Genomic DNA, 26357 nt, shown 5'->3' with positions numbered 1-26357 from the left:
ACGTCTTTCAGTTAGCTGTTAGTCTGATTGGGTTTACCATGTTCTTGGTCCCATTGGGCTAATTTAGGGCGCATAAGCGCAAACCATAGCGGCGGGATAAGGGTAAGAAAGACGGTTGCCATATAGCCGCTGATCATAGCCGGTGCAGATTGCATGGGCTGTAATTGATGAAAGGGCACAGCACCTTGCGCATGATGGTGTGAGTGCCGACAGAGGTTAAACATGCACCAGCTGCTTATTCGGCGGTTAGAATTCCACGAGTGATAAGGCATAACACGTTGTTTCGGGTCTCGCACCATGCCGTAATGTTCCATATAGTTGACAACTTCAAGTAATGCTTTAGCAATTAGACCTGTGGCTATTGCAAACAGTAGACCCTTTACGCCAAAGCCAAGCCAAGTAAAGGCCAGCCAGACAAGGCTCATTAAATACCCACGTAAACAACGATTTTGCATACTTAACAAAGCATGGCCTTGGCGCATTAGTCTGCGTTTCTCAATGTTCCAGGCACTAATATTACCTTTAACGGTAGAATGCAATATATGGCTATAAACATTGCGACCACGCGGTGCTGTGGCTGGATCAATTGTTGTCGCAACGTAGCGATGATGCCCATACACGTGTTCAATCGAGAAATTAGCATCGAAGCTTAGGGCCAGGATCCAGCGGCCAATAATAACGCTCGTGCGGTCACCGACGCGATGAACCAGTTCGTGCGCACTTATAGTGCCAACACCACCCAGCATAAATCCGCAAAACAGCGCCGCAACGCCTACTTCTATAGTGTTGCTCGTAACCTGAAGTTGGCTGATCAGTGGTAGACTTAGTTTTACTGACGCAACAACCTGAAGACCGCACAACAAGATCAGTAAAGCTAAGGGTAAAGCTAGCCAAAGCATGCCAGTGAGCAACTGTGGACGTGTATACTCTGGCGTGGTCAGATCGTCACCGAGATACGCATCGCCAATGATAAAAAACAGCACGAGGCTAACGTAGCCCACAATGATCCAAATTCCACCCAGTAATAAACAGAGGCAGCCAAGTAGGGCAATGAAATAGTAACTAAAGAATTTTAAATACTTAAAACCCATATAAACTCCCGCAACTCAAAATTAGAGTTTGATTGAAACGGCGTTCAGCATGGCAACTATTCATTGAGTGGGGGAGGGCATTTATTGACAATGGGGAGTCATTTATTGACAAGTGCTGTTATTCAAAACACTATTGTTACAACATAGATCTAAATTAACGCTAGAGACTTTCCATGGCGGTAATCGACAATAGATTGCAAACACCAGTAGCCCTATATTATCTGCATCAAGTAGCAAACATCTTGAGAGCGCAGGGCTGTTCAGTTGAACGTTGGCTAGACGCAGAAAACTTATGCGCTTCGGACTTGTTACGTAATGATTGCAAAATTACCTTAGCCGCCTACCAACGCCTAATTTCAGCAGCCATAGTCCAGTCACGCCTGCCTCACTTGGGATTATTATTAGGGGCTCAATTAACCATTAATCATCACGGTGCATTAGGCTTTGCATTGTTAAATTGCGGCAATATTGCACAAGTACTGAGTCTCTTTGAGCGCTATTTAATTACGCGAACGCCTTTGTTTTCAGTGGATGTTGAATCACACGCAGACTATACATTGGTTCGACTCCATTCAATTGTCTCTGACGAATCCATTCTTCGACCTCTCACTGAAGTATTGATTGCAACGCTAACTTCGATCATCAATGGCGTGGCTTGTAATGAGGAGGGACGAAAGCACCAAACAGAGTGTCAAAAACGAATCATTTCCCAGATTGACTTTGCCTATACAGCGCCACATTATGCCAGTCGTTATACTGATTTATTGCAGCACCGATGTCGTTTTGCTCAACCCGTAACTTGTTTACGTTTGACTAACCACTGGCTAAATAAGCCATTTCGGTGTGTTGATCCATCGAGTTTTAAACAAGCCAAAGACTTTTGTGAGCAGGAGCGCATTAATGCGTTAGTGCATGTCAGTTGGCAAACAAAAGTGCATATGCAGGTGATTGCAACACCCGGGCAATACCCTGATCTGCATGCAATCGCGGCTAAACTAAATGTAACGCCGCGCACCTTGCATCGGCATCTTTTACAGGAAGGAACCAACTTTAAAAGCATAGTTGAAAATGCCTTTTGCTCACTTGCACAACAATATATGCGGCAACAATCATCCACAATTAAGCAGGTAGCGTATACACTCGGGTATTCGGATGTAGCCAACTTTCGTCGAGCATTCAAACGCTGGACCGGGCAAACACCGCAGCAATTTATACAGGAATAATAGGTTTTTAATGCACATAAGAACACCGGTCATACATTTTGCGCACGCCAATGGATTTCCATCGGGCACGTATCGTAAGCTTTTTCAAGCTATCGACCCGGCTTATCCGGTTATCGCCATAGAAAAAATGGGGCATTCGAGTCGCTTTCCGGTCAATGATAATTGGCGCGAGTTAGCGCATGAAGTACTTGAGTACATTGACCATCATGTTGATCCCGGTTCGCCCGTAGTGGCAGTTGGTCATTCTTTTGGCGCAGTTGTGTCATATTTGGCGGCGTGTACAGAACCACAGCGATTCTGTGGGTTGATCATGTTAGACCCGCCGTTAGCAAGTGGTTTCAGTCGTCATCTTTTCGCGCTGGCTAAAAGAGTCGGAATGATTGATCGCGTTACTCCTGCAAGGCTCGCCAGTACGCGGCGCAGACGGTGGCAACGTTCGGTTGACATGGTGGACTATTTTGCCAACAAGGGATTATTCAAGCACATGGATAGGGATTGTATTGCTGATTATGTGGCGGCTGTCATCGAACAGTCAGAGCACGAACAGGTCTTAACATTTGATCCTAATGTCGAAGCGCAGGTGTTTCGTACGATCCCACATAATCTGCATCGTTTTGCGGGTAAATTACAGTGCCCGGGGTATATTGTTACCGGAAAACAGACTGACGTATGCGTGCCATTTTTACGCAACGCTTTTATTCGGCAGAATAATCTAAAACATGTGACTGTTGCAGGAGGTCACATGTTCCCCTTAGAACGACCTGTGGAGATTGCTAATTTAATCTCGACACTAACCCAACAGTTAGTGTCGCAGCATGTGTAAGCGAAAGCTTAAAAGCCAACCGGTTGCCCAAGCATTTCGCGGGTAACTAATACTACACCACGATCTGACACTCGAAACCCACGCGCCCGATCGTGCTCGTGATCGTATCCAATGACAGTTCCTTCGGGTAATACGCAACCGCGATCAATAATGGCTTTGCGGACCTTGCAGTGGCGATTGATTTCAACATCGGGCAGGATTACCGTCTCTTCAATTTGGCTGTAGGAGTGTACTCTTACGTTAGAAAAACATAAGCTACTGCGCAACGTGGAACCAGAAATAATACAGCCTCCAGAAACCACAGAGTTGATGGCCTCACCTCTACGGTTTTCTTCCTCCCAAACAAACTTGGCAGGTGGAAGTTGTTCTTGATAGGTCCAAATAGGCCACTTGCGGTCGTATAAATTCAATGCTGGTACCGGCGAGACCAACTCCATATTCGCTTCCCAAAAAGAATCGAGAGTACCGACGTCTCTCCAGTAGTTGGTACCCGCATCACCAGACGCAAACGGATAGGCGTAAACGGGGTGGTCAGCAATAATACTGGGTATAATGTCTTTACCAAAATCTCGTTGCGAACCACTTTTTTCTGCATCTCGTTTTAATTCTGAAAACAAAAACTCAGTGTTAAATACATAGTTTCCCATCGACGCCAAACAATGGGTCGGATCATTAGGGAGTGGGGTAGGCTTAGCTGGCTTTTCTTCAAATCCTAAAATCCGCATATCTTCATCCACCGATAATACCCCAAAGGCATTCGCTGCCTCTTCAACTTTTACCGGCATGCAACTAACCGTCATCTGTGCGCCGCTTTCGGCGTGTCGGGCGATCATGGCACCATAATCCATACGATAAATGTGATCGCCGGATAAGATCATGACATATTTAGGTAACTCATCGCGGATGATATCAATGTTTTGAAATACGGCATCAGCGGTTCCTTCATACCAACTTTCTGAGAAGCGCTGAGATGCGGGTAAAATCTCAATGGACTCTCCCAATTCCTTTTTAAAGTGACCCCAGCCTCTAACTAAATGCCGGATTAAACTGTGCGATTTGTATTGAGTGACAACACCTACACGCCGAATGCCAGAGTTAATGCAATTCGATAAAGGGAAATCAATAATGCGAAATTTGCCACCAAAGTATAACGCTGGTTTGGCTCGCCAATCCGTCAGTTCATGTAACCTGGAGCCTCGTCCTCCAGCTAAAATAAGCGCATAAGTTTCTTTAGTTAAATTACTAATATAACGGGAATTGTTGCCAGCCATAGATAAGGTTCCATGCAAATAATGTAAAAGTAAAACAGCGTTTGTGTTTACTAATTAGCCTACTCTTACTACAGCTCAATGACAAACACCAGTTTGATGCGATGAAGTGGATTATTAGATAGCGTAGATTGGTCTGAGTGTAGTCTTCGCATATGTAAATGGAATGTTATACACTGACTCCCAGTAGAGTAAGAAAAGAGTGTTTATGACCTTGCTGAAGCGCTTGGCTATTGTGATATTTCTCCTCATGGTGTTGCTATACGGCATAGGGCTGCTATTGCCATCAACCTTTGCAATACATCGGTCAATTATCATTGAGGCACCCGCGTCAACCATTTATGACCAAGTGGTTGATCTGCGTCAGTGGCAGGCGTGGGGGGTTTGGTTTAAGCGTGATCCGGATATGCAAGTTACCTATAGCGGGCCCGATCGAGCGGTAGGCATGCGTTCTGAGTGGCGAAGTGAAACGCAAGGTAACGGGGTTATGGTCATAACCAAGTTAGAACACGACAAACGAGTTGAATATAACCTTACGTTTCCAGATATGGCAATGCAAAGCACAGGCACTTTGATCTTAGAGCCTGTATCGCAAGGTATAAAGGTCACTTGGCAGGATGCTGGTGATGTAGGCGACAGTGTCCTTTACCGTTTTTCCGTGCTATTCATGGATTATTTGTTGGGGCCTGATTTCGAAGACGGATTAGCTAACCTAAAAACCTTGAGTGAAAACGCGCGTTAATGCGGCAAAGAAGTATGACAGAGCATTTACGCATTATTAGACAATTAAATTTACGTCCTTTCATGGTGCGCTCAAACTGGCAGGGCAGCTATCTCGTATTAGTAAACTATACCCTTATCTTATTTGCGCTAGCGTTACCCGCATTGCTGCCTCACTGGCTAACCTTTATATTGGCAATCATCATACTGGGCAATCGTCAATTGGGTTTGGGGATCCTCATGCATGATTGCGCGCATTATGCTCTATTTAAGTCTAAACAGGCGAATGTGTGGGTTGGGCGTTGGTTATGTGCAGCCCCAATACTTGCGCAGTTTGATGGCTATCAGCGTTATCATTTGCAGCACCACGCCAATGCAGGCACAAAGGATGACCCGGATTATCCTAATTACGCCCCGTACCCAGTTGCACCGAGCTCCCTGCGACGTAAAATTTTACGGGACTGTTTGGGTATCACTGGAATAAAGAATTTTTTTGCCGTTCTATTAATGCATGCTGGTGTACTTGAATATGATATGGCTTATAAGAATACCCGGAGTTTCTACTGGCCTGGATTGCGTAGAGTAGGATTAAATCTGATGCGGCAGCTGTACCGCCCTTTAATCCTTCATGCTATTTTGCTGAGTGTTTGTTTGGCGTTAAATAGTGTCTTGTCATATGGATTGTTTTGGCTTGCCTACTTTACAACCTTTAGCTTGTTTTCGCGGGTAAGGAATGCAGCTGAGCATGCCAGTGTGCCTGATTTACTGAATGTAGACCCGCGCAAACATGCACGCACCGTGCATGCTGGTTGGTTAGCTCGCTTAACGGTTGCTCCTAACCATGTCAATTATCATATTGAACATCATTGGTTACCTCAGGTTCCGCCTTATCACCTTGCTGCGCTGCATAAATATCTTAGTGAGCAAGGGGTGTTGCAGGGGGCTGAAGTATTACCCAGCTATACTGCAGTGGTGAAGAAACTTGCCTGACGCAATACGACTAGTTATCGCTCTGACTGCAAACAAATGTGCCAGCGTCTTGTTTTCAGCAAAGACGCTTTTGCCGGGACTCATTCTTGGTGTTGGCTTACCCAGTTGGTTAGTTGGGTGGGTCGTTCCTATTCGAGAGTCGCTGGCTCTATTACCCCAAGTCGCATTAAGTGTGTATTTGCGGCGACACGGCAAACGCTACAAGGTATGGCGCTTTGGTATGGCGCTGCAAATCAGTGGCAGTGTGTTGCTGGTACTATTATGTTGGCATTATGCGAGCTATTCGATGCATGGTCAGACTTGGTTGTATGCGTTGAGTTTTATGTTGCTGCTTGCTTTTTACAGCGTTGGCCGCGCATGTTGTTCTTTGACGGTAAAAGACATCGAAGCAGACATCGTTGAGAAAGGAAAACGGGGTGGATTGATTGGCAATGCAACCATGCTATCCGGCATTGTAACCTTGTTAATTGCAGTTCCTTTGGCGACATTTTCATTGTTTCAGTCACATATTGCGTTGTTGTTATTAGCACTTTTGTCAGCATCGATGCTAGCGGTAACCGTATTCATCATGTGGCCAATTAAAACCGAGGTGGATGTCAGCGCGAATGCTGAACCCAGTAAAGTACGTTGGTACCAGTTATTGCCTAAATTATCAGGTGCTGCTCGTCGATTTATTTTGGTACGTGCGATATTTGTGCATTCGGCATTGGTTGCGCCATTTTTTATGTTAGCGCAATCATCTCAAGATAATCGACTCCCGCTTTATTATCTGGTTGCCGAGGCGCTTGCTGCACTACTCAGTGCTAAAGTATGGGGGCGATTGAGTGATCGCAGTGCGCGTTCAACCTTGCGTCTAGCAGGCGTCTTTGCAGTAACTGCATGCGTTGGATTATTGTGGTTACAACCACAACAACTGTGGCTGTCTGTGGGGTTGTTCTTTATCTTGTCAGTTGCTCATACTGGGGTACGAAATGGCCGTAAAACCTATACGTTGGATATCGAAGAGGGCCAATCACGGACTGAACTTGTGGGCAGTGCTAATACCTTTATCGGTATTGTATTATTTGCCGTTGGCGCGATTTACGCAGCGTTACAACCTTGGCTTGGGGATACCCTTATCGCAGTGATGGCAGGCATGTTACTGCTTGGCGTAGCCATGACGTACACTCTTGATGCTGAAAAAGATTAAACGTAGCTGATAATGCACTACTTAGTCAGCAGTGCGTTAGCAACTTTGGATTGATTACATTTGCCCAGGGCTTGTGTGATCTGATTACCAACCTGTGCCAGCTTGGTTAGGTCAATCCCGCAATTAATGCCCATTCCTTGTAGCATGTACACCACATCTTCGGTAGCAACATTACCACTGGCACCCTTCGCATAAGGGCATCCACCGAGCCCTGCAACCGCAGCATCAATAGTATTAATTCCCATCTGCAAAGCCACGAGTAAATTTGCTAAGGCCTGTCCATAAGTATCATGAAAATGCACGGCTATAGCCTGTTGGGGAACAACTGCCATGACCGCCTCTAGCATATGCCGGGTTTTAACCGGCGTCCCTACACCAATTGTGTCGCCTAAAGAAATCTCATAGCATCCCATCGCAAACAACTTTTCGCTGACAGCCGCTACAGCTTGTGGGCTGATATCACCTTCATACGGGCAGCCTAATACGCAAGACACGTAGCCGCGAACGGGAATATTGTGCTGTTTGGCAGCTTCCATGACAGCAGCAAAACGCTCTAGGCTCTCCGCAATTGAGCAATTAATGTTTTTTTGCGAAAAAGATTCTGATGCAGCACCAAAAATAGCGACTTCGTCGACACCACATGCAAGTGCCGCTTCAAACCCTTTTAGGTTAGGCGTGAGTGCCGAGTAAATAATGCCTGGCTTACGTTGAATTTGCGCAAAGACAGAACTACTGTCGGCCATTTGGGGCACCCACTTGGGTGAGACAAAGCTGCCTGTTTCGATGCGTTTAAGGCCAGCGTCAGCGAGGCCTTCAATCAAGGCTAATTTGTTTGCCAGCGGAATTAAGGCTTTTTCATTCTGTAATCCGTCACGCGGGCCGACCTCAACGATGCTCACCTCGGCCGGATAGTTTAATTCAGTCAGCATCAGGCTCAAACTCCAATAGCGCAACGCCACCGTCGACTAACGCACCGGCAGCGAAGAAAAACTCTTTTACTTGGCCTTTGCTTGGCGCCTTAATCGCATGCTCCATCTTCATCGCTTCCATGATGATTAACGAAGTACCTTTTTCAACCAATTGACCGGGTTCAACGAGCAGTGCAACGATCGTTCCGTTCATTGGGGCTGTTAGTCCGCCGTGAGTATCTTGCGCGTCCTCAAGGCCTAGATCAGGAAGTACCTGGCTAAATTGCATGGAATGGCGGTCGGTAAATAAGCGATAATCATTGTCTTGGTGAGCCAACGTTAATTGCTGTCGATGCCCATCAATGTTGGCATCTAAAACACCATCGCATAATTGACCACTGCAGGTGTGCGTGTGACCTGCAATCTCGATCTTCCAGGTGGGTAAGGTGCGGCCTGGAATATAACTTGCGATTATGTCTACTACACTGTCGTCACTCAGCTTCAGTTGCATATTTTGCTGATGTAATTCATTCGCCCGCCAACCATCAAGTATGTGCGCGGCGGATTTAAAATGAGTTTGCTCTCGTTGTTGATTAACCTGCATTAACAGGGTACTTAATGCAGCATAAACAACCAGTTCTTTGCCCCCTGATAAACTGCTCGAGAACAACATATCATAATGTGCATCGATAAATCCGGTAGTCAGTTCGGCATTTTTAAACGGTGCGGACGCAGCGATGTTATAGAGAAACTCAATATTAGTAGTGACCCCATGAACATGGTATTCACGCAGTGCTGACGCGAGTCGATTCAGCGCTTTATCGCGATCTTCATCCCAAACAATAAGCTTAGCAATCATCGGATCATAAAATACCGAAACCGTATCGCCTTGGACCACACCAGTATCAACACGAACAAAAGCATTTTCTTGTGGTGGGCGCAATGTCGAAAGTACACCGGTTGCTGGCAAGAATTCGTTGTTGGGATCTTCAGCGTATATGCGGGCTTCAAATGCGTGCCCATTAATCGTCAGTTGGTCTTGCGTTAGGGGCAACGGCTCGCCGCTAGCTACTCGCAATTGCCATTCAACTAGGTCCTGACCGGTGATCATTTCAGTAACGGGATGCTCGACTTGGAGGCGGGTATTCATTTCCATGAAATAAAAACTACCATCGAAGTCTAATAAAAACTCTACGGTACCGGCACCTACATAGTTTATTGCTTTAGCCGCTTTGAGGGCGGCTTCGCCCATTTCACTGCGCAATGCATCGTCCATTCCGGGGGCAGGGGCTTCTTCGATCACTTTTTGATGACGGCGTTGGACTGAGCAATCACGCTCAAATAAATACACACCGTTACCCTGCTGATCACAGAATACTTGGATTTCCACGTGGCGTGGTTGCGTAAGGTACTTTTCAACCAGCATGATGTCATCGCTGAAACTTGCCATCGCCTCTCGTTTAGCAGCTGCCAGACCTTCATCGAATTCCGTCGCACTGTGTACTTGGCGCATACCCTTGCCACCGCCACCAGCAGCGGCTTTCAATAACACCGGGTAACCGATTTTATCAGCAGCTTCCCGCAAGGTTGCTGTGCTTTGGTCATCACCATGATAGCCAGGTACGAGTGGTACGTTGGCGGCATCCATAATGGTTTTCGCCGCTGATTTGGAGCCCATTGCTTCAATTGCCGCTATTGGAGGGCCCACAAAGATAATATTGTTGTCATGACAAAGTTGCGCAAATGCTGCGTTTTCTGACAAAAATCCGTACCCAGGGTGGATGGCATTGGCACCCGTTTGTTTAGCTGCCGCAATGATGCGCTCACTGCGTAAATAGCTATCTTTCGATGCAGAGCCACCGATATGAATGGCTTCGTCGGCAAGCTGCACATGCAACGCTTGAGCGTCTGTATCAGAATAGACCGCCACAGTGGCGATACCGAGTCGTTGCGCCGTGCGAATAATACGACAAGTAATTTCGCCGCGATTAGCGATTAATAATTTGGTGATCATGCATTGTCCTTACGCCATGCGGGTTGGCGCTTTTGTAAAAAGGCGTTGAGACCTTCTTGCCCTTCTTCAGATACACGAATTTGTGCAATCAGCGTACTGGTGGCATCCATCAGAGTAGCGTCAATGGTTTGTTTTGCGACTTGACCCGCCAGCGCTTTGGCTGCGGTTACCGCTGCCGGACCGTTATTCAATATGTTACCGACAATCTCTGCTATCGTGCTGTCGAGTGACTCATCATTGACCGATTCGCTAATTAGGCCTAAGCGACGTGCTCGCCGGGAAGAAAATACTTCTGCTGTCATAAAATAACGTTTAGCGACTCGTGCGCCCATAGCTTCGATAACATAAGGCGATATAGTCGCAGGAATGAGCCCTATTTTGACTTCACTTAAGCAGAACTTACTCAATTTATTGGCGATTGCGATATCGCAACAGGCAATGAGCCCTACGGCACCTCCAAAAGCGGCACCTTGGACGCGCGCAATGGTTGGCACCGGTACGCGATATAAGGCGTCAAACATCGCGGCGAGTGCTTGGGCATCCTGTTTGTTTTGCTCATAGGTATAGGTTGCCATGCGTTGCATCCAACCTAAATCAGCACCGGCACAAAAGCTTTTACCTTTGGCTGCTAACACTAACACTCGAGCGGATTCATCTTGGCTAACAGCATTAAAGCATTGGTGCAATTCGGCAATCATGCTGTCGTCAAACGCGTTGTGCTTATCGGCGCGATCCAATGTTACAGTCACTACGCCACGGTTATCTTTGGTGTAGTCAACAAATTGCAAGTTATTCATATTCACGCCCATCTTACATGCGGAATACGCCAAACTGCGTATCCTCAATTGGTTTATTTAATGCGGCAGACAATGATAATCCCAACACGCGTCGCGTATCGGCTGGATCAATCACGCCGTCATCCCACAAACGAGCTGATGCGTAATAGGGGTGGCCCTGCTGTTCGTAGGTGTCGATTATCGGTTGCTTAAACGCCGCTTCTTCGTCGATTGTCCAGGTTTCTCCACTCCGCTCTTTTTGATCCCGCTTCACTTGCGCGAGTACACCAGCCGCTTGCTCTCCCCCCATGACCGAGATACGGGCGTTTGGCCACATAAATAGAAAGCGTGGATCATAAGCGCGACCACACATACCGTAATTACCAGCGCCAAAACTGCCGCCGATCAGAACCGTTAATTTGGGCACTTTCGCGCATGCGACAGCCGTGACCATTTTCGCGCCATGCTTAGCAATTCCGCCCGCTTCGTACTGCTTTCCGACCATGAAACCGGTAATGTTTTGCAGAAATACCAAGGGGATTTTGCGTTGTGCACAGAGCTCAATGAAATGCGCACCTTTTTGCGCAGACTCTGAGAACAAAATGCCGTTATTGGCAACGATTCCGACGGGAAAACCGTAGATCCTGGCGAAACCGCAGACTAATGTGGTGCCGTACAAAGCTTTAAATTCATCAAACTCTGATGCGTCGACGATACGGGCGATGATTTCACGAACATCATAAGGCTGACGCGTATCTTTCGGTACGACTCCGTATATTTCTTCTGGTGCGTATGCTGGCTCACGTGCAGGGTGAACGTCGATATCGACCTGTTTCTTGCGATTTAAGCGGGCGATTGCATTGCGAGCTAGCGACAGCGCGTGATGATCATTATTGGCCAAATGGTCAACCACTCCCGATGTGCGGCAATGCACATCACCACCACCCAGTTCCTCGGCGGTAACAACTTCACCTGTTGCAGCTTTAACCAATGGTGGCCCACCGAGAAAGATTGTGCCTTGGTTCTTAACGATAATTGACTCGTCTGCCATGGCTGGAACATAAGCACCACCTGCAGTACATGAGCCCATAACCACAGCAATTTGAGGAATATTTTGCGCGGATAAATTCGCTTGGTTATAAAAAATTCGCCCAAAGTGTTCGCGATCGGGAAAGACATCATCTTGTCTTGGTAAGTTTGCGCCTCCGGAATCGACCAGATAAACACAGGGCAGATGATTTTGCTCAGCGATTGTTTGCGCACGTAAATGCTTCTTTACCGTTAATGGATAATAGGTACCGCCTTTAACGGTCGCATCATTGGCCACGATCATGCATTCAATGCCATTGATTAGACCGATCCCTGCAATTACGCCAGCACTGGGAACATAGTCATCATAGACATCCCATGCTGCTAGCTGGCCGATTTCGAGGAAAGGAGAACCTGGATCAAGCAAGACATTGATGCGTTCACGAGGTAATAATTTACCGCGCGACAGATGTCGCTGGTTGGCTTTTTCACCGCCCCCTTGCTTGATTTGCTCGACTTTCGCGCGCAAATCATCAACTTGCTGTTGCATGTGGGCTTGATTGTCAGCAAAACCCTGGCTATTGACATTTATTTGACTAATGATGCGAGGCACTCGGCTTCTCCTTAGGCTGATTCTTTGAACAGTTCACGGCCTATCAACATGCGTCGGATCTCAGACGTACCTGCGCCGATTTCATACAACTTGGCATCGCGTAATAAGCGTCCCGTTGGATATTCATTAATATAGCCATTACCACCTAACAACTGGATTGCATCTAGTGCCATTTTTGTGGCTAGTTCAGCAGAGTACAGGATTGCACCTGCAGCATCTTTACGGGTCGTTTCGCCGCGGTCACAAGAGCGCGCGACTGCATATACATAGGCGCGAGCAGCATTCATTTGAGTGTACATATCAGCGACTTTACCTTGGACTAATTGAAACTCTCCAATGGATTGTCCAAACTGTTTGCGGTCATGGATATAAGGTACGACGATATCCATACAGGCTTGCATAATGCCCAAGGGGCCACCTGAGAGAACTAAGCGTTCATAATCTAAGCCGCTCATTAGAACGCGCACACCGCCACCTTCTTCCCCAAGAATATTTTCTGCCGGCACCTCACAGTCTTCAAATACCAGTTCACAGGTATTGGACGAACGCATACCGAGCTTGTCGAGTTTCTGTGCTTGGCTGAAGCCAGGCATGTCTCGCTCAACAATAAATGCTGTAATTCCGCGTGGACCGGCATTTACATCAGTCTTTGCATAGATCACGTAAGTGTTGGCGTCAGGACCATTGGTAATCCACATTTTGTTGCCGTTGAGGATGTAGCGGTCGCCTTTCTTCTCAGCGCGCAGTTTCATGCTAACCACGTCAGAGCCCGCATTAGGCTCACTCATGGCGAGTGCGCCAATATGCTCACCAGAAACCAACTTGGGTAAGTACTTAGCGCGTTGCTCATCATTACCGTTTTTATAAATTTGATTGACGCATAAATTTGAGTGCGCACCATAACTCAAGCCAATGCCGGCAGAAGCGCGACTGACTTCTTCCATGGCGATGGTATGGGCCAGATAACCCATGTCAGAGCCACCGTATTGTTCGGATACAGTGATACCGAGAAGACCCATCTCACCTAATTTGGGCCAAAGCTCATTTGGAAATGCGTTAGCTTCATCAGATTTTTCAGCCAGCGGAGCAATTTCACCTTGGGCAAATTGATAAACATGCTCACGCAGCATGTCGATATCTTCACCGAGTCCAAAGTTTAATGTAGGGTAGGGCGTATTCATGCGATTTTTCCTCGTTCTAATTCGGTTAATTCGTCGCGGCAACGACTTTCGACTTCATCCAACTCATTCATCAACATTTGAATGTCGTCGAGCTGCTGGCGTAACGTAGCACGCTTTTGTTCGGTCATTTTTAACATGGCAGTTAGCTGTGCGGCTGAATTGGGGTTGGAGTCATACAATTCAAAAAGATTTTTGACTTCGGCTAGAGAAAAGCCTAGGCGCTTCCCACGTAATATCAACTTTAAACGCACTTTATCTTTCGTGTGATAAACCCGAGACTGGCCGACACGCTCAGGCTCCAGTAACGACTGTTCTTCGTAAAAGCGGATTGAGCGAGGGGTTATATCAAATAATTTCGCTAGCTCGCCTATCGTGTAAGTTTTTTCAGTCATATGGCATGATTTCCTGAGCGTTAGTAAAAGTTTACGCTGCGGCGTAATTTATCTATAGAAAGTTGGTTTTCTTCACTTGTTCTAACAGCTGTTAAACGCTAAGTTTACGTTTACGTAAACCTTGATTAACGTAAAGGTAAAGTAGCACGCTGGTTTCGTCAACTTGATCCACGTTATTGGCAACAATAGAACTAAAGTTGGCTGTCAAATTTGCTGTACGAGTGTTAGCGTTAATCCATATTTTCAAGAGGAAATTTCATATGAGTCAAGATTCTGTTGTTATCGTGACCGCCAAACGAACGGCGATGGGCGGATTTATGGGCGCGCTTTCAGCGGTGCCGGCAACCGAGTTAGGTAGTCATGCCATTGCAGCTGCAGCTGCACAGGTTGATAGCAATGAGATTGACGAGGTTATAATGGGCTGTGTGTTGCCAGCTGGACAAGGGCAAGCTCCGGCGAGACAGGCGGCATTGGGTGCAAATCTGCCACTCGCAGCAGGGGCGACTACCATCAATAAAGTCTGTGGTTCCGGCATGAAAGCGGTCATGCTCGCCCATGATCTGATCAAGGCCGGATCTGCAGAGGTTGTAGTTGCCGGCGGGATGGAAAGTATGAGTAATGCACCTTACATCTTACCCAAAGCCCGCGGAGGGATGCGCATGGGGCATGGGCAGGTACTTGATCACATGATGTTGGATGGTCTTGAAAATGCCTATGATGGTCAGGCGATGGGGTGCTTTGCGCAAGGTACTGCAGACGCAGAAGGAATAACACGTGAGCAGATGGACGAATTTGCACTAAGCTCATTAACTAAAGCAACTCAAGCTATAGAAACAGGTGCTTTTGCAGACGAAATTGTGCCGGTAACGGTTAGTACGCGCAAAGGTGATGTCACGGTTGAAACCGATGAAGGACCTGGCGCTGCGCGTCCAGACAAGATCCCATCACTGCGCCCTGCGTTTAAGAAAGATGGTACAGTGACCGCGGCTAATTCAAGCTCAATTTCTGATGGTGCAGCTGCGTTGTTGGTCATGTCTGAAACCAAGGCCAAAACGCTGGGCTTACAACCGTTAGCCAAAATCGTTGCGCACGCAACCAACGCTATCAAACCAGAAGATTTTACCGTTGCGCCAGTGGGCGCTATCGAAAAAGTGTTGGTTAAATCTGGATGGCAAAAAGACGACGTTGATTTATTTGAAATTAATGAAGCTTTTGCAATGGTAACCATGCTAGCAATTAGCAAACTAGGCCTCGATGCAAGCAAGGTAAATATCAATGGCGGAGCGTGTGCTTTGGGTCACCCTATCGGTGCGTCTGGTGCACGGATAATCGTGACATTACTGCATGCTCTTAAGCGACAGGGAAAGCAGCGCGGAGTCGCAGCATTGTGTATTGGTGGTGGTGAAGCTACGGCGTTAGCCGTGGAACTGTGTTGATAAATGAGTTAGATATCTGTAAAAAAGAGCACCTTTGGTGCTCTTTTTTATTTTTCAGGGAATTTTTTTCATGTTACGCAAACGAATGATGATCAGCCGCGGGGTGAATATGATTCTTGCCTCTGCATTTTTACTGTCTACGCATTTTACCTTCGCTAGTCAGTCAGAAGGACAGTATTTACATGGGGTTTCATTTCAGCAAGTGACTGCTCTCGCGAGCCGAGAACCGACAGCGACCCTCAGTTATGGCGCTGATAAAAACCAATTGATAGAAATTTGGGCCGCCAAGCAGCGTTCAACTGTTCATGCTATGGGCGCAGGTGTGATATTAGTTCATGGTGGTTGTTGGATGCAGGAATATGGGGTTGATCATATCCGTCCATTAGCCACGCAGCTCAGCGACGATGGTTTTAATGTGTTTGCCATTGAGTACCGACGCACCGGCCAAGAAGGTGGTGGTTGGCCTGGTAGCTTAAATGATGTCCGCACTGCAATTAAGAAAATTCGCGATACGTACCCGCGCAAGTCATTGACTTTGGTGGGGCATTCAGCGGGTGGTCACTTAGCACTGTTAGCCGCCACCGATGCAACTTTGCGGTTGGAGGCCGTGATAGGTTTAGCGGCGATTACGGATATAAGTAGTTATAGTCAACTTGAAACAGGTTGTGCTAAAGCCGCAGTAAAATTTATGGGGGGGAGTGTAGAGGAAAAGGCGAATGCGTATGCCTTGGCGGACACGCGCGATAAAAATGTCATTCCACCGCTCTATTTGTTAACGGGTAAGGCTGATAGCATCGTCCCAGAAACACAAAACCGTCATCCTCAATCTAAGCGTTTTCATGGTGAAAATATCGGTCATTTTGATTGGATACATCCTGATAGCGAGGCCTATCAACATTTAACTAATACATTGGGTCGTTTATATGAATGATTCAACCTACTTGCAGGCCGCGCAAGTGCAGGATGGCAAGGATGAGCTCGCAGGCTTGCGGGCAAAATTCGTATTGCCTGCAGACACTGTCTACCTCGATGGAAATTCCCTTGGGCCATTAACTAAATCGGCTCAACTGCGCGCCACTGAAGTTGTTGCTCAGCAATGGGGCGAGGATTTGATCACCAGTTGGAATAAACATCAGTGGATAAATTTACCGTTAAGTGTAGGAGATAAAATCGCTCCTCTGTTGGGCGCTGCGCCTGGACAGGTTATTTGCTGTGACTCGATTTCAGTGAATTTGTTTAAGCTGGTCTGTGGCGTGCTCGGCATGCAACCTACACGTAAACGCATTATTACCACTCAGGATAACTTTCCAACTGATCGGTACATGTTGCAAGGGATCACTGAGTTTGCCTCGGCAAAAGGATTGACTCTATCGAGTGTTGCAGAAAATGAGATCCTACAATGTATTGATGACTCAGTTGCCGTTATGCTAATTACCCAAGTGAATTATCGTAGTGGTAATCGTTTAGATATCCAAAAGATCACGCAGCGGGCACATGAGCATGGGGTAATTGTGATTTGGGACCTTGCGCATAGCGCCGGCGTTTTGGCATTAGAACTTGACGCATGGAACGTCGACTTCGCAGTAGGCTGCGGTTATAAGTACCTTAATGGTGGTCCTGGTGCTCCAGCGTTTATGTATGTGGCTAAACGTCATCAGGAGCACTTCAAACAGCCACTACAAGGATGGATGGGGCATGCAGACCCCTTTGCCTTCGCTCCAGAATATGTCCCCGATAGCTCTATAAAACAAAATTTGGTCGGCACTCCACAAATTCTTTCAATGAGTGTTTTAGATGCTGCGCTTGATGTGTTTCAAGATCTCGACATGCGGCAGGTTGAGACTAAAGCGATGGCTCTGCGTGATTGGTTTGTAAACTTACTCGCAACATTCAATATTGCACAATGGTTTGACCAATTTGATACCTCTGACAACCATACCAGTCTGCACAGTGGCGCTCAGGTTGCGCTTAGACACCCACATGCCTATGCCATTTGCCAAGCTTGGATCGATGTTGGAGTGATTGCGGATTTTCGTGCGCCCAATATTTTAAGAGTCGGCTTTTCCCCGTTATATTTACGCTTTGAGGATATTTTTCTCGCAATTGTTGCGTTACGTGACATTATGCGAGAACAACGCTATTTGGATAAAAAATTCCAAATTAAACATATGGTTACCTAGAATTCCCCAATGAAAATCAAGCGAATTGCGATACTCTACACAACGGTCTGTTTAGCGTTATTTTGTCCTCCAGTTGTCGCTGAAGACTTACAGAAAACTACGCTACAGTACTGTGTTGATCCAAATTGGATGCCCTATGAAGCGATACGCAACAATGTTCACGTGGGGATTTCAGCCGATTATTTACGGTTGTTGGAAGAGTATTCTGCATTTAGATTTGATTTGGTTATCACCGACAGTTGGACACAAAGTTTAACCTACCTTGAGCAAGGTAAATGCGATGTTCTGCCGATGCTGAATCGAACCCGGGCAAGAGAACGTACACTACTGTTTTCTGAAACGTACTTCACAGCCTCCAATGTATTGGTTGCACCGGTTGGTTCAACAGTCGTTCAGGGCTACGAAGCGATAAACGAGCAAGTGGTTGGCGTAGTCAGGGGCTATCGGCACAGTGAATACTTGAGTCGTTATTATCCGCATATTGCCTTGCGTCGATACGAAAGTGAATCTGATGTGTTACTTGCATTGGCTGATGGAGCAATTGATCTAGCTGTCGGTTCGTTGCTTGCAGTCAATGCCATGATCCAGAATAACGGGTTAAACAATATTCAAGTTGTTGGTTTAGCGCAGCCTCATGATCAGCTCCGATTAGGGGTTGCTCGTAATCTTGAAAAAAGCAGTGCGAAAGTCCCCATCGATCCAACCCAAATAGTCGCAGCGCTTGACGATGCCATTGCAGCTATTCCAGAGTCTGCCCATGTCAATATTTACCGGCAATGGAACAACGTTAAGTATATCGAACACACGGATTACCAATTAGTGGCATGGCCATTAGTTGTGTTAACCATGATCATCGTTGGTTTGATTTGGCGTTATCGCACTGTGCAACGGTACACGCATTCATTAGCATTAAAAAACCAAGAATTAGAACGTTTGCAACATGCTTTAGTTGAGAAAAACAAGAGCTTGGAATTTCTCTCAATCCACGACCCACTGACGGGTTTATATAACCGTAATTTTATGCTGCAACGCGCTGAAGAAGCGATTAACAGCTTCGAACGGTTCAAGCAACCTGTCAGTATCGTCGTGATGGATGTCGACCACTTTAAGACTATCAACGATCGTTATGGTCACGGCGTGGGTGATCGGGTTTTGGTCGAGCTTGCTCAGCTGGCGCAGCGGTGTTTACGCGAAGTTGATTTAATTGCGCGCTGGGGAGGAGAGGAGTTTTTAATCATGTGCATCAATAGTAATGAGGAGGCTGCTAAAGTCTTAGCTCAACGAATTGCTGATGCGCTTAATAAAGCACCGTTAGCAGCTATTCAAATCCCATTAACCTGCAGTTTTGGGGTTGCTGAATTAGGCGAAGGTGAAGACTTTTCAACCTGGTTTGATAACGCTGACCGCCGCATGTTTAGTGCCAAGCGCAATGGGCGAAATCAAATTATTGGATATCATGATGACGTGTAAACAAGCTAAAGCGTTTCTTTTAGTGTTGCCCATGGTGTTGCTCTTGTCTGCCTGTCAGCGCCAAGAGTTACCCACGATTGGTCGTACTCATGGTGATTTTTTGATGAGTCATCTACTGAGTCAACAAGGTGCCTGTTGGACGTTTTCAAAGCCCGTATATTTTGATTCTACGTTTGCCACGGGAATGAGTTTCGGGCCCGACGATTGCCTTAGTGCTGAACGTAAAATTGGTCGCAAGACGGTAGCTGAAATTGCTCAAATGCATGTCTCTCTAACTTACGACGGTCAGTATTACATAATCAAAAACGGTTATTGATTACACCATAGGGTCATAATGCCATTGATGGTCATCATATTTCACTACGGAGCGGGCATACTCGCGTTCTGAACGCCAAACACGGTTGTTAAGTTTGACTGACACCCCAGCATATACGCGTTTAAAGGCTTTGAGCATGATGCCATTTGTGTAATCATCTTTGGCTTGCTTCATTTCCAAATTTTTCACTTCTAACCAGTTTAACAATTGAGCTTCATTCTCAAACATTTCGATCGCTTCATCGACTTTTTTGCGCAGGCTTTTAGGGATCAATTTAGTTTTAATAAGCTCAATTTTGTCTTTGTGTTTAGAATTGTTTTCACGCAGTTGTTTCAGTATCTCATCGAGCAGATCTTTCCGCTCCATGAGTTGATTAAAGCCTTTACTAAAATCAATGGCTAGATTACTGCCCGAAACTGCCCCTAATGTTCCTGCCATTACCGACTTTTGGCCTACCACATTGCAGGCAAATAGATTGCCATTAGGATTGTCAATTTGACCAACAATAATGTCGCCTTTACATTCTAACCGGCTGTAAGCGACTTGCCGCCCAACGGTTATATTTCCGCCGCATTTGATATCTAAGCCCTGACCATGCTGTACGTGAATACTGCCGCTCGCTTTAAGCTCGCAACTAAAATCACTATGATCATCACTGGCTTTACCCATGGCGCCTTCAGTAATGACAATATCGCCGCCTGCATGAATTGACGCAGACTCAACAAATCCATTCACAGTAATATCACCCGTAGCAACGATCACCATCTTTTCCGTGACATCGCCATTGACCAACACAGCGCCATCGTAATTGATATTACCTGTACCCACATTGACGCCTTGACAAATAAATGTGTCGTCGACATTCATTATAAAATCTTGAAACTTTGGCATACCTGATATTGTTGCAATTACCAAGTTTTCGTCGTGATCACTTATAGCTGTGCCATCGCCCAATTTGATACTTTGCCATTCGCCACTTTTGGCTTCTAATTTATTGCCTTTAATATTAAATCCCGAACGCCCTTTAGAAGGTGGCAGGCGACGCAGCACTTCAGTGCCGGCTTTGACGCAAATTACTTCTCCCAAGTTGCGCATGTCTACGCGTGAGGCTGAAGATGTTTGTGGCCTGAGGACTCGTTCCAGGGCATTTGGCACTAAGGGTTTTACGTGAGAAGACCGGCCATCTCTGGCGGGTAATCCTTTGGCAATGACTTCCTCTACGACTTGCCCCGCCTTGGCTTCTTTGGCTTTGCCAAGGGCAAGTCTGATGCGTTTTAGCCCCAAGCCGCGAGTAATTCCCTGATTCTTGGCCATCTTGACGATTTGTTGCAAGCTAGGAATTTGCCCACCATAGGGGGCGGTTATTACCAGCGTTGCAGTCATCGCATCTTCCGGGATACGAAACTCTATTTCGGCATGCCGTTTCTCACCTATTTTAGCCGTTACTTTGGCGAAATCTTTTGATTTAAATAGATGGTTGGCTTTGTCGCAGCTGGATTTTATCTCAGCTTCAGAAAGGTACAATTTGGCAAGCTCACTGTTATTGACGAAAGCTAATAACGCTTTTGACTCTAGCTCTTTTTCAAACTCTGCAGGATTGAGCGTAAGCTCTACTGCATTGGCTTGCTCATTATAATTTAGCGAAACACCTTTCATTTGCACCAACCATTGAATTTACATCGTTTTCTTATCGGCTAATAATCATTAAACCTTTATAACAGCATAGTCAACTCTTAGAGACTTTGCGCATAGTCGGCAAGCGCGCGCAAAATCGCCATCTTATTGTGATCGTGCTCATAGTCATGCGCTAGCTGTTCTAATTCTTGCATAAAGCTTTCAACACTTAACCATCCCGCGTGCTCTCCCAGTAATAATCTCGCTTGACGGTGTGATTGCCATTGCGTCATTTCTTCTACGGACAGTGAGGTCGGATAATTGCGCGCGCGATAGCGAAACAGTCGAATTCGGAATTCACGGCTAGGCGCCTGCTCCGCGAGTAGTGTTAATTCCTCTGGTTGAGCACAAATCACCTGTTGGCACCATTGTTTTTCTGCATTGCTCAAGAAGTTTTCGTGATACAAGCTACAGTCAGGATCAGGCATTTCAACAGTCGGCTCGACGTCATAAACATCGAGGATTTTTTGCATCAGTTCAGGGTGTGCTAACACTTGCTGCAAGCGTTGTTTGGCCAAAGGGATATCAATCTCTAGGCTTTCTGCTCGTGCCTCACTGAGGGTTGATAAAGGCGCAACAAAAGGACACCGGTTAATCGCGATAGTCTTTAACGCCGGGCGGAGTTGTTCAGCGCCGAGTTCATCGCTTTTGGTATAGAGCAAGTCCCTGATCTCATTATGAGAAAGTGTGAATAGGTTGTCGATAGGCTCACACAGATTGATGCAAATAATCGCGTTCTTATTAATTGGATGTAAAGCGATGGGCAATACGATGGCGCAACAACCCTGCTTTGCTTTGAATCGCGAGCTTATGTGTATGAGTGGCTGCTGAGCGTGAATATTTAAACGGGCAAGCACAGTGTTTTTGTTGCGCAAGCTAAAGCCATAATCAAATAATTTAGGTTGTTGAAGTTTGATTAACTTGGCTAGTCCAATGGTTGCGCTTACGTCTGACAATGCGTCATGGGCACTGCTATGTTCAAGTTTATTTGCTTTGGCTAAGTCTTCTAGTTTAAATGACGGCGATCCATCAGCTTTGTATGGCCACTCAATACCCTCAGGTCGCAGTGCATAGCACGCCCGCACTAAATCAATCAAATCCCAACGGCTGTTGCCATATTGCCATTCTCGCGCGTAGGGATCATAGAAGTTTCGGAACAGCGAAAAGCGGCTCACCTCATCGTCGAAACGCAGACTGTTGTATCCGACAACACAGGTATTTGGCGTACTTAGCTCAGCATGCACAAGGCGCATGAACTCAGCTTCTCGATAACCATCACGGAGACTCTGTTGGGGCGTAATACCCGTTATTAAACACGCTTGCGGGTGTGGTAAGTAATCATTGGGTATCTGGCAAAACCAGTTAAGCGGCTTGGCTACTGGATTGAGCGCTAAGTCTGTACGAATGGCTGCAAACTGACTTGGCCAGTCACGCTTTGGGTCGGCACCCCAGGTCTCATAATCGTGAAAGAGCAGGGTGGGTGAATGATGCGAGCTCAAATTAGGTCCAATTTAGTCTTCCGCATCGAGACCCAGTTGTTCGATATAGCTTTGATGCTTTGCGCTTTGAGCAGCGCCTAGACCTGCGCTCTGTAGTAATGCATTCGCCTTCATGGCTTCTTGCAGGTGTTCGGGGGATAAACGTTCGGTCTTGGCGATATTTACGAGTACTTTTAGCAGGCTCATGGCAACTTGCTTATTTTGCGGTGAAAGCTTTAATGCTTGTTTTAAGTTTTGATAAGCAGGTCCCATGCGGTTTTCTTTGTAGTTGACGGCCGCCATTTCCTTTAATTCCTTGGCTGTAAAACTGATCTCACGACGCTCAATGGATTCCTGCTTAAGATATTCGTTAACCACATTACTGGAAAAGGTATCACCGGCGATTTGTTTACCGAGGCGGTCGAGGATCGACAACGACTTTTCTTTATGACCGAGCTCATGAAACGCTTTCATTTTATCAAGGTTGTCCTCTAACGAAGCGCGATCATTAATCGATACTTGCTCATCCATTATTTTCTCTGCTGCTTTTTTGTCATCCCTCACGCACAACAAGCGCGCCTGTAACACGGCTATTTGCTCACTATCAACCGCCATAGTGCCACGTGTTTGCTTGAGTCTTTCGATGTCGCGGTCAGCGCGTTGCAAAAAAGGCACCGCTTCTTCTTTACTCAAACTGGTGGCTAAATCGATGCCTGAGCGTACTACATTTAACATCAACTCAGGGGAATCATGGATGGAATTTTTGGCGTACTTAGCCATATTCTGGGTCGCTTGATATTGCCCCATTTTGTCATGGTTTAGACGGGCAAGATCCCATAATTTTTTATTCCGGTTAATATTGCGCGGAGCCAGTCGGCTCGCTTCCTTCATCTGTTCATAAGCTTCAGCATATTGCTCATGCTCAATGTGATATTGAGCAAGCAAATCATAGGTATTAAACCGCGTATCTTCGCGTTCTAACATTTCTTCAATCAAGATGTCAGCTTCGTCCTTTTTATTTTGCTTCAACAAGGCACGAGCAAGACCAATAGAAACCCAACCGTACTTATATTCCTGCAGTAATTCAGTAAAATGGCGCTCAGCTTCGGCAAACTCATGAAGACCTAAAAAACAGTCTCCTATGATCCTTTTAATCCGGGGGTGGAGTTCCTTTAAACTGGGATCAAGCAATTGCCGCTCAGCGTGATATATGGCAGCTGAAAAATCTTGATGGTCGAGACAAAAGAGCAACTTGTGCAATTTACGTCTGATCATTAATAAATAGTTGAGGCGTTTTTCGACCTTTGCCCGATCCAGTGGTTTCACCCAAAAATCATCAGGCTGTAATTCAATGATGCAATTGACCAATTCTTTGCTGGTTTCTGCACTTAAAAAGACCACGGTGGTTTCTTTGGTGATATGGCCTTTTACTTTAAGTTCTTCGTAGAGATGAAATCCATCTTTATCAGCATTAACATCGAAGGAAATCATCACAATATGAAATTGATGGTCTTCGCATAAACGCAGCGCATAAAAAGCATTCTGGGCGCTTTTTACATTGGTAATTCCCACTTCTTTGAACGCGTTTTTGATGTTGTCTTGAACCAAGCTCTGGCCATCAATGATCAACGCACTCATCTCTTTGGGTTCAAGTGGCGCTGGTATTTTCTTCAATCCGAACTTCTACCTTTATTTATGTTTTGCTGGCGCTAGGAGAAAGCGATGAAAGTTTCGATAATTCAAGATAATAACGAGAATCGTCAATAACGACAACTATTCAATTAACGAGAGTCTGTGGGAAAAGGCGTACCAATGAAAGTAACCGGTAAAATTGCTTCTCAGTTGGCGAAACTATGACTAATAGTCAACATGGAAAAGTGGGTCATTTGGGCGTATGTTAGAGATTAAACCGATTGTTGGGCATTCAGTAGAAGGAGTAGGCATAGTGTTGCAGAAAGTACCTAGGTTACGAGCGTTACATTTTCTTTTAGCGGGGGCACTGTTAACGGCTATCGGATATAAAGTAAATGCACATCCGACACATGCTGTGGCAATTGCTATCCATGGCGGCGCAGGAACCATCACTAAAGCAGATTTAACACCTGAACAAGACAAGGCCTACCGTGCCGCACTTGCTGCCGCATTAGACTCTGGTTACGCGTTATTAAAAGCCGGAGAGTCGGGGGAAGAGGCAGTGGTTGCAGCGATTCAACTAATGGAAGAGTCGCCTTTATTTAATGCTGGAGTGGGGGCGGTTTATACCTTTGATGAGCGCCATGAACTTGATGCATCGATTATGCATGGTCGCATGCGTCAAGCCGGCGCAGTAGCAGCAGTGACGAATATTAAAAGTCCAATTGCTGCAGCACTGGCGGTCATGCAGCATTCGCCCCATGTGATGCTTACTGGTGTTGGGGCCGAGCAATTTGCTGCGCGGCAGGGGCTCCCGTTGGTTGATAATACCTATTTTAATACCGAACGTCGCTTGCAGGCGCTGCACAAGGCAAAACTTGCTATGACTCCGCAAGCTGGAGTTCGCAAGGAGCCGGCGGTGCCGACGGATTATAAGTTCGGTACGGTGGGCGTCGTGGTTTTAGATAAACAAGGTAACCTAGTTGCGGGCACCTCAACTGGAGGGATGACCGCTAAGCGGTATGGACGGGTCGGTGATTCACCAATCATTGGTGCAGGTACCTTTGCGGACAATAAGAGTTGCGCGGTATCTGCAACTGGGCATGGTGAGTATTTCATCCGCTACAATGTTGCTGCCGATATTTGTGCGCGAATGGCTTATCAGGAAGTGAGTCTGCAACATGCCGCTAATGTGGTTATTCACGATGTTTTAAAGCCCGCAGGCGGCGAAGGTGGTGTGGTTGCGGTCGATAAATACGGCAATGTTGCTATGCCGTTTAATACAGAAGGCATGTATCGAGCCAGTATTGATGCGATGGGCACGCGCATAATCGCAATTTATTCAGAAGGTCAGAATTTAACTGATTGATGCACAGACAAAAAATGTGAGTAAAAAGTAGTGGTTTGCGCAATAAGCATCTACGCTTAAAGTGACTGCGATAAGTGTTTCTACTGTCGCTGCCGATAATAATAAATAAGTTGTTAGGAACAGGAGACACAATGGAATCTTTATTGGTTTCAGATTACATGAATCGACGGGCTGTTAAATTGACTATTGATATGCCTATTGCTGAAGCTGTAGAGCGCTTACTAACGAGTAAACAGGCGGGCGGGCCAGTGGTTGATAGTACCAATAAAGTCGTCGGTTTTCTATCCGAACAGGATTGCTTAAGTAAGATGATCACCTCCAGCTACTATCGCGAGCAAGTCTGTCGAGTAAAAGATGTGATGCAATCAGCGGTGCTTTCAGTGAAGCCTTATTCTTCGGTGTTAGAGTTAGCTGAAATGATGTTAAAAGCCAAACCGAAAATCTATCCAGTTGTTGATGATGATGGCTTTTTGCTCGGCAGTATTAGTCGCTCGGAAGTACTTAATGCGATTGATGTACAATTACGCGACGGTTATAAAGCAAAAGCTAGCTAGCATTTTTCGCCCTGTTCTTCTAGGATTGCGC

23 protein-coding genes are annotated in these 26357 nt (G+C 46.2%); 12 read left to right on the top strand and 11 right to left on the bottom strand.

Going from position 1 to position 26357, the window contains the following annotated elements:
• Positions 1 to 11 precede the first annotated feature (11 nt).
• Entirely contained in the window at positions 12 to 1091 is a 1080-nt protein-coding gene (locus AC121Z_RS09270) for an alkane 1-monooxygenase (protein WP_498123751.1), read from the bottom strand.
• Between the two features lie 173 nt (positions 1092 to 1264).
• On the opposite strand from AC121Z_RS09270, the gene AC121Z_RS09265 reads away from it, so the two are divergent.
• The gene (locus AC121Z_RS09265; RefSeq protein ID WP_498123750.1) at positions 1265 to 2314 is read left to right on the top strand and encodes an AraC family transcriptional regulator; all 1050 of its coding nucleotides are present in this window, start codon (positions 1265 to 1267) and stop codon (positions 2312 to 2314) included.
• Positions 2315 to 2324: 10 nt separating this feature from the next.
• Positions 2325 to 3137 carry an alpha/beta fold hydrolase gene (locus tag AC121Z_RS09260; RefSeq protein ID WP_498123749.1) on the top strand — a complete coding sequence of 271 codons (813 nt, stop codon included), beginning with the start codon at positions 2325 to 2327 and terminating at the stop codon, positions 3135 to 3137.
• A gap of 8 nt (positions 3138 to 3145) precedes the next feature.
• Here AC121Z_RS09260 and glgC read toward each other — a convergent pair whose 3' ends face one another.
• Positions 3146 to 4408 carry a glucose-1-phosphate adenylyltransferase gene (gene glgC / locus AC121Z_RS09255; protein ID WP_498123748.1) on the bottom strand — a complete coding sequence of 421 codons (1263 nt, stop codon included), beginning with the start codon at positions 4406 to 4408 and terminating at the stop codon, positions 3146 to 3148.
• 205 nt (positions 4409 to 4613) lie between these two features.
• On the opposite strand from glgC, the gene AC121Z_RS09250 reads away from it, so the two are divergent.
• The 3 genes from AC121Z_RS09250 to AC121Z_RS09240 are packed head-to-tail and all read left to right on the top strand — an operon-like array spanning position 4614 to position 7304.
• A complete protein-coding gene (locus tag AC121Z_RS09250; RefSeq protein WP_498123747.1) occupies positions 4614 to 5147 on the top strand; it encodes an SRPBCC family protein in 534 nt (177 codons plus the stop codon).
• Between the two features lie 14 nt (positions 5148 to 5161).
• Positions 5162 to 6115: a fatty acid desaturase family protein gene (locus tag AC121Z_RS09245; protein WP_498123746.1), complete on the top strand. Its 954-nt coding sequence runs from the start codon at positions 5162 to 5164 to the stop codon at positions 6113 to 6115.
• Positions 6108 to 7304 (top strand): MFS transporter, encoded by a 1197-nt coding sequence (locus AC121Z_RS09240; RefSeq protein ID WP_498123745.1) that lies wholly within the window; start codon positions 6108 to 6110, stop codon positions 7302 to 7304. The genes AC121Z_RS09245 and AC121Z_RS09240 overlap by 8 nt, the downstream gene beginning before the upstream one ends.
• Before the next feature lie 17 nt (positions 7305 to 7321).
• Here the strand turns inward: AC121Z_RS09240 and AC121Z_RS09235 are convergent, their stop codons facing one another.
• The 6 genes from AC121Z_RS09235 to AC121Z_RS09210 are packed head-to-tail and all read right to left on the bottom strand — an operon-like array spanning position 7322 to position 14217.
• Positions 7322 to 8233 carry a hydroxymethylglutaryl-CoA lyase gene (locus tag AC121Z_RS09235; RefSeq protein ID WP_498123744.1) on the bottom strand — a complete coding sequence of 304 codons (912 nt, stop codon included), beginning with the start codon at positions 8231 to 8233 and terminating at the stop codon, positions 7322 to 7324.
• Entirely contained in the window at positions 8223 to 10226 is a 2004-nt protein-coding gene (locus AC121Z_RS09230) for an acetyl/propionyl/methylcrotonyl-CoA carboxylase subunit alpha (RefSeq protein WP_498123743.1), read from the bottom strand. The genes AC121Z_RS09235 and AC121Z_RS09230 overlap by 11 nt, the downstream gene beginning before the upstream one ends.
• Positions 10223 to 11023 (bottom strand): enoyl-CoA hydratase/isomerase family protein, encoded by an 801-nt coding sequence (locus AC121Z_RS09225; protein ID WP_498123742.1) that lies wholly within the window; start codon positions 11021 to 11023, stop codon positions 10223 to 10225. Before AC121Z_RS09225 ends, AC121Z_RS09230 begins: the two co-directional genes overlap by 4 nt.
• 13 nt (positions 11024 to 11036) lie before the next feature.
• Entirely contained in the window at positions 11037 to 12644 is a 1608-nt protein-coding gene (locus tag AC121Z_RS09220; protein ID WP_498123741.1) for a carboxyl transferase domain-containing protein, read from the bottom strand.
• 11 nt (positions 12645 to 12655) lie between these two features.
• Positions 12656 to 13825 (bottom strand): isovaleryl-CoA dehydrogenase, encoded by a 1170-nt coding sequence (locus AC121Z_RS09215; RefSeq protein ID WP_498123740.1) that lies wholly within the window; start codon positions 13823 to 13825, stop codon positions 12656 to 12658.
• A complete protein-coding gene (locus tag AC121Z_RS09210; protein WP_498123739.1) occupies positions 13822 to 14217 on the bottom strand; it encodes a MerR family transcriptional regulator in 396 nt (131 codons plus the stop codon). Before AC121Z_RS09210 ends, AC121Z_RS09215 begins: the two co-directional genes overlap by 4 nt.
• A gap of 260 nt (positions 14218 to 14477) precedes the next feature.
• Between AC121Z_RS09210 and AC121Z_RS09205 the strand changes: the two genes are divergently transcribed.
• The 5 genes from AC121Z_RS09205 (at position 14478) to AC121Z_RS09185 (ending at position 19619) form a co-directional block, all read left to right on the top strand.
• The gene (locus AC121Z_RS09205; protein WP_498123738.1) at positions 14478 to 15653 is read left to right on the top strand and encodes a thiolase family protein; all 1176 of its coding nucleotides are present in this window, start codon (positions 14478 to 14480) and stop codon (positions 15651 to 15653) included.
• A gap of 70 nt (positions 15654 to 15723) precedes the next feature.
• Positions 15724 to 16584, top strand: coding sequence for an alpha/beta fold hydrolase (locus tag AC121Z_RS09200; protein WP_498123737.1), 861 nt, complete (start codon positions 15724 to 15726; stop codon positions 16582 to 16584).
• Entirely contained in the window at positions 16577 to 17833 is a 1257-nt protein-coding gene (gene kynU / locus AC121Z_RS09195; protein ID WP_498123736.1) for a kynureninase, read from the top strand. Before AC121Z_RS09200 ends, kynU begins: the two co-directional genes overlap by 8 nt.
• Before the next feature lie 9 nt (positions 17834 to 17842).
• Positions 17843 to 19303 carry a transporter substrate-binding domain-containing diguanylate cyclase gene (locus AC121Z_RS09190; protein ID WP_498123735.1) on the top strand — a complete coding sequence of 487 codons (1461 nt, stop codon included), beginning with the start codon at positions 17843 to 17845 and terminating at the stop codon, positions 19301 to 19303.
• Complete coding sequence (locus tag AC121Z_RS09185) at positions 19290 to 19619, top strand: hypothetical protein (protein WP_498123734.1); 330 nt, start codon at positions 19290 to 19292, stop codon at positions 19617 to 19619. Before AC121Z_RS09190 ends, AC121Z_RS09185 begins: the two co-directional genes overlap by 14 nt.
• Here the strand turns inward: AC121Z_RS09185 and AC121Z_RS09180 are convergent, their stop codons facing one another.
• From AC121Z_RS09180 to AC121Z_RS09170, 3 genes are all read right to left on the bottom strand, one after another.
• Positions 19620 to 21275 (bottom strand): flagellar assembly protein A, encoded by a 1656-nt coding sequence (locus AC121Z_RS09180; RefSeq protein WP_498123733.1) that lies wholly within the window; start codon positions 21273 to 21275, stop codon positions 19620 to 19622.
• A gap of 77 nt (positions 21276 to 21352) precedes the next feature.
• The gene (sbcB, locus tag AC121Z_RS09175) at positions 21353 to 22792 is read right to left on the bottom strand and encodes an exodeoxyribonuclease I (RefSeq protein WP_498123732.1); all 1440 of its coding nucleotides are present in this window, start codon (positions 22790 to 22792) and stop codon (positions 21353 to 21355) included.
• A gap of 12 nt (positions 22793 to 22804) precedes the next feature.
• The gene (locus AC121Z_RS09170) at positions 22805 to 24409 is read right to left on the bottom strand and encodes a response regulator (RefSeq protein WP_498128204.1); all 1605 of its coding nucleotides are present in this window, start codon (positions 24407 to 24409) and stop codon (positions 22805 to 22807) included.
• 256 nt (positions 24410 to 24665) lie between these two features.
• On the opposite strand from AC121Z_RS09170, the gene AC121Z_RS09165 reads away from it, so the two are divergent.
• A complete protein-coding gene (locus AC121Z_RS09165) occupies positions 24666 to 25772 on the top strand; it encodes an isoaspartyl peptidase/L-asparaginase family protein (protein WP_498123731.1) in 1107 nt (368 codons plus the stop codon).
• A 131-nt stretch (positions 25773 to 25903) separates the two neighbouring features.
• On the top strand, positions 25904 to 26326 hold the full coding sequence (locus AC121Z_RS09160; protein ID WP_498123730.1) for a CBS domain-containing protein: 423 nt from the start codon (positions 25904 to 25906) through the stop codon (positions 26324 to 26326).
• Positions 26327 to 26357: the final 31 nt, after the last annotated feature.

Source organism: Alteromonas sp. DYW1, assembly GCF_059752595.1.
Note: the sequence above shows the minus strand (reverse complement) of the source record. Positions and strands in the feature narration are given on the sequence as shown.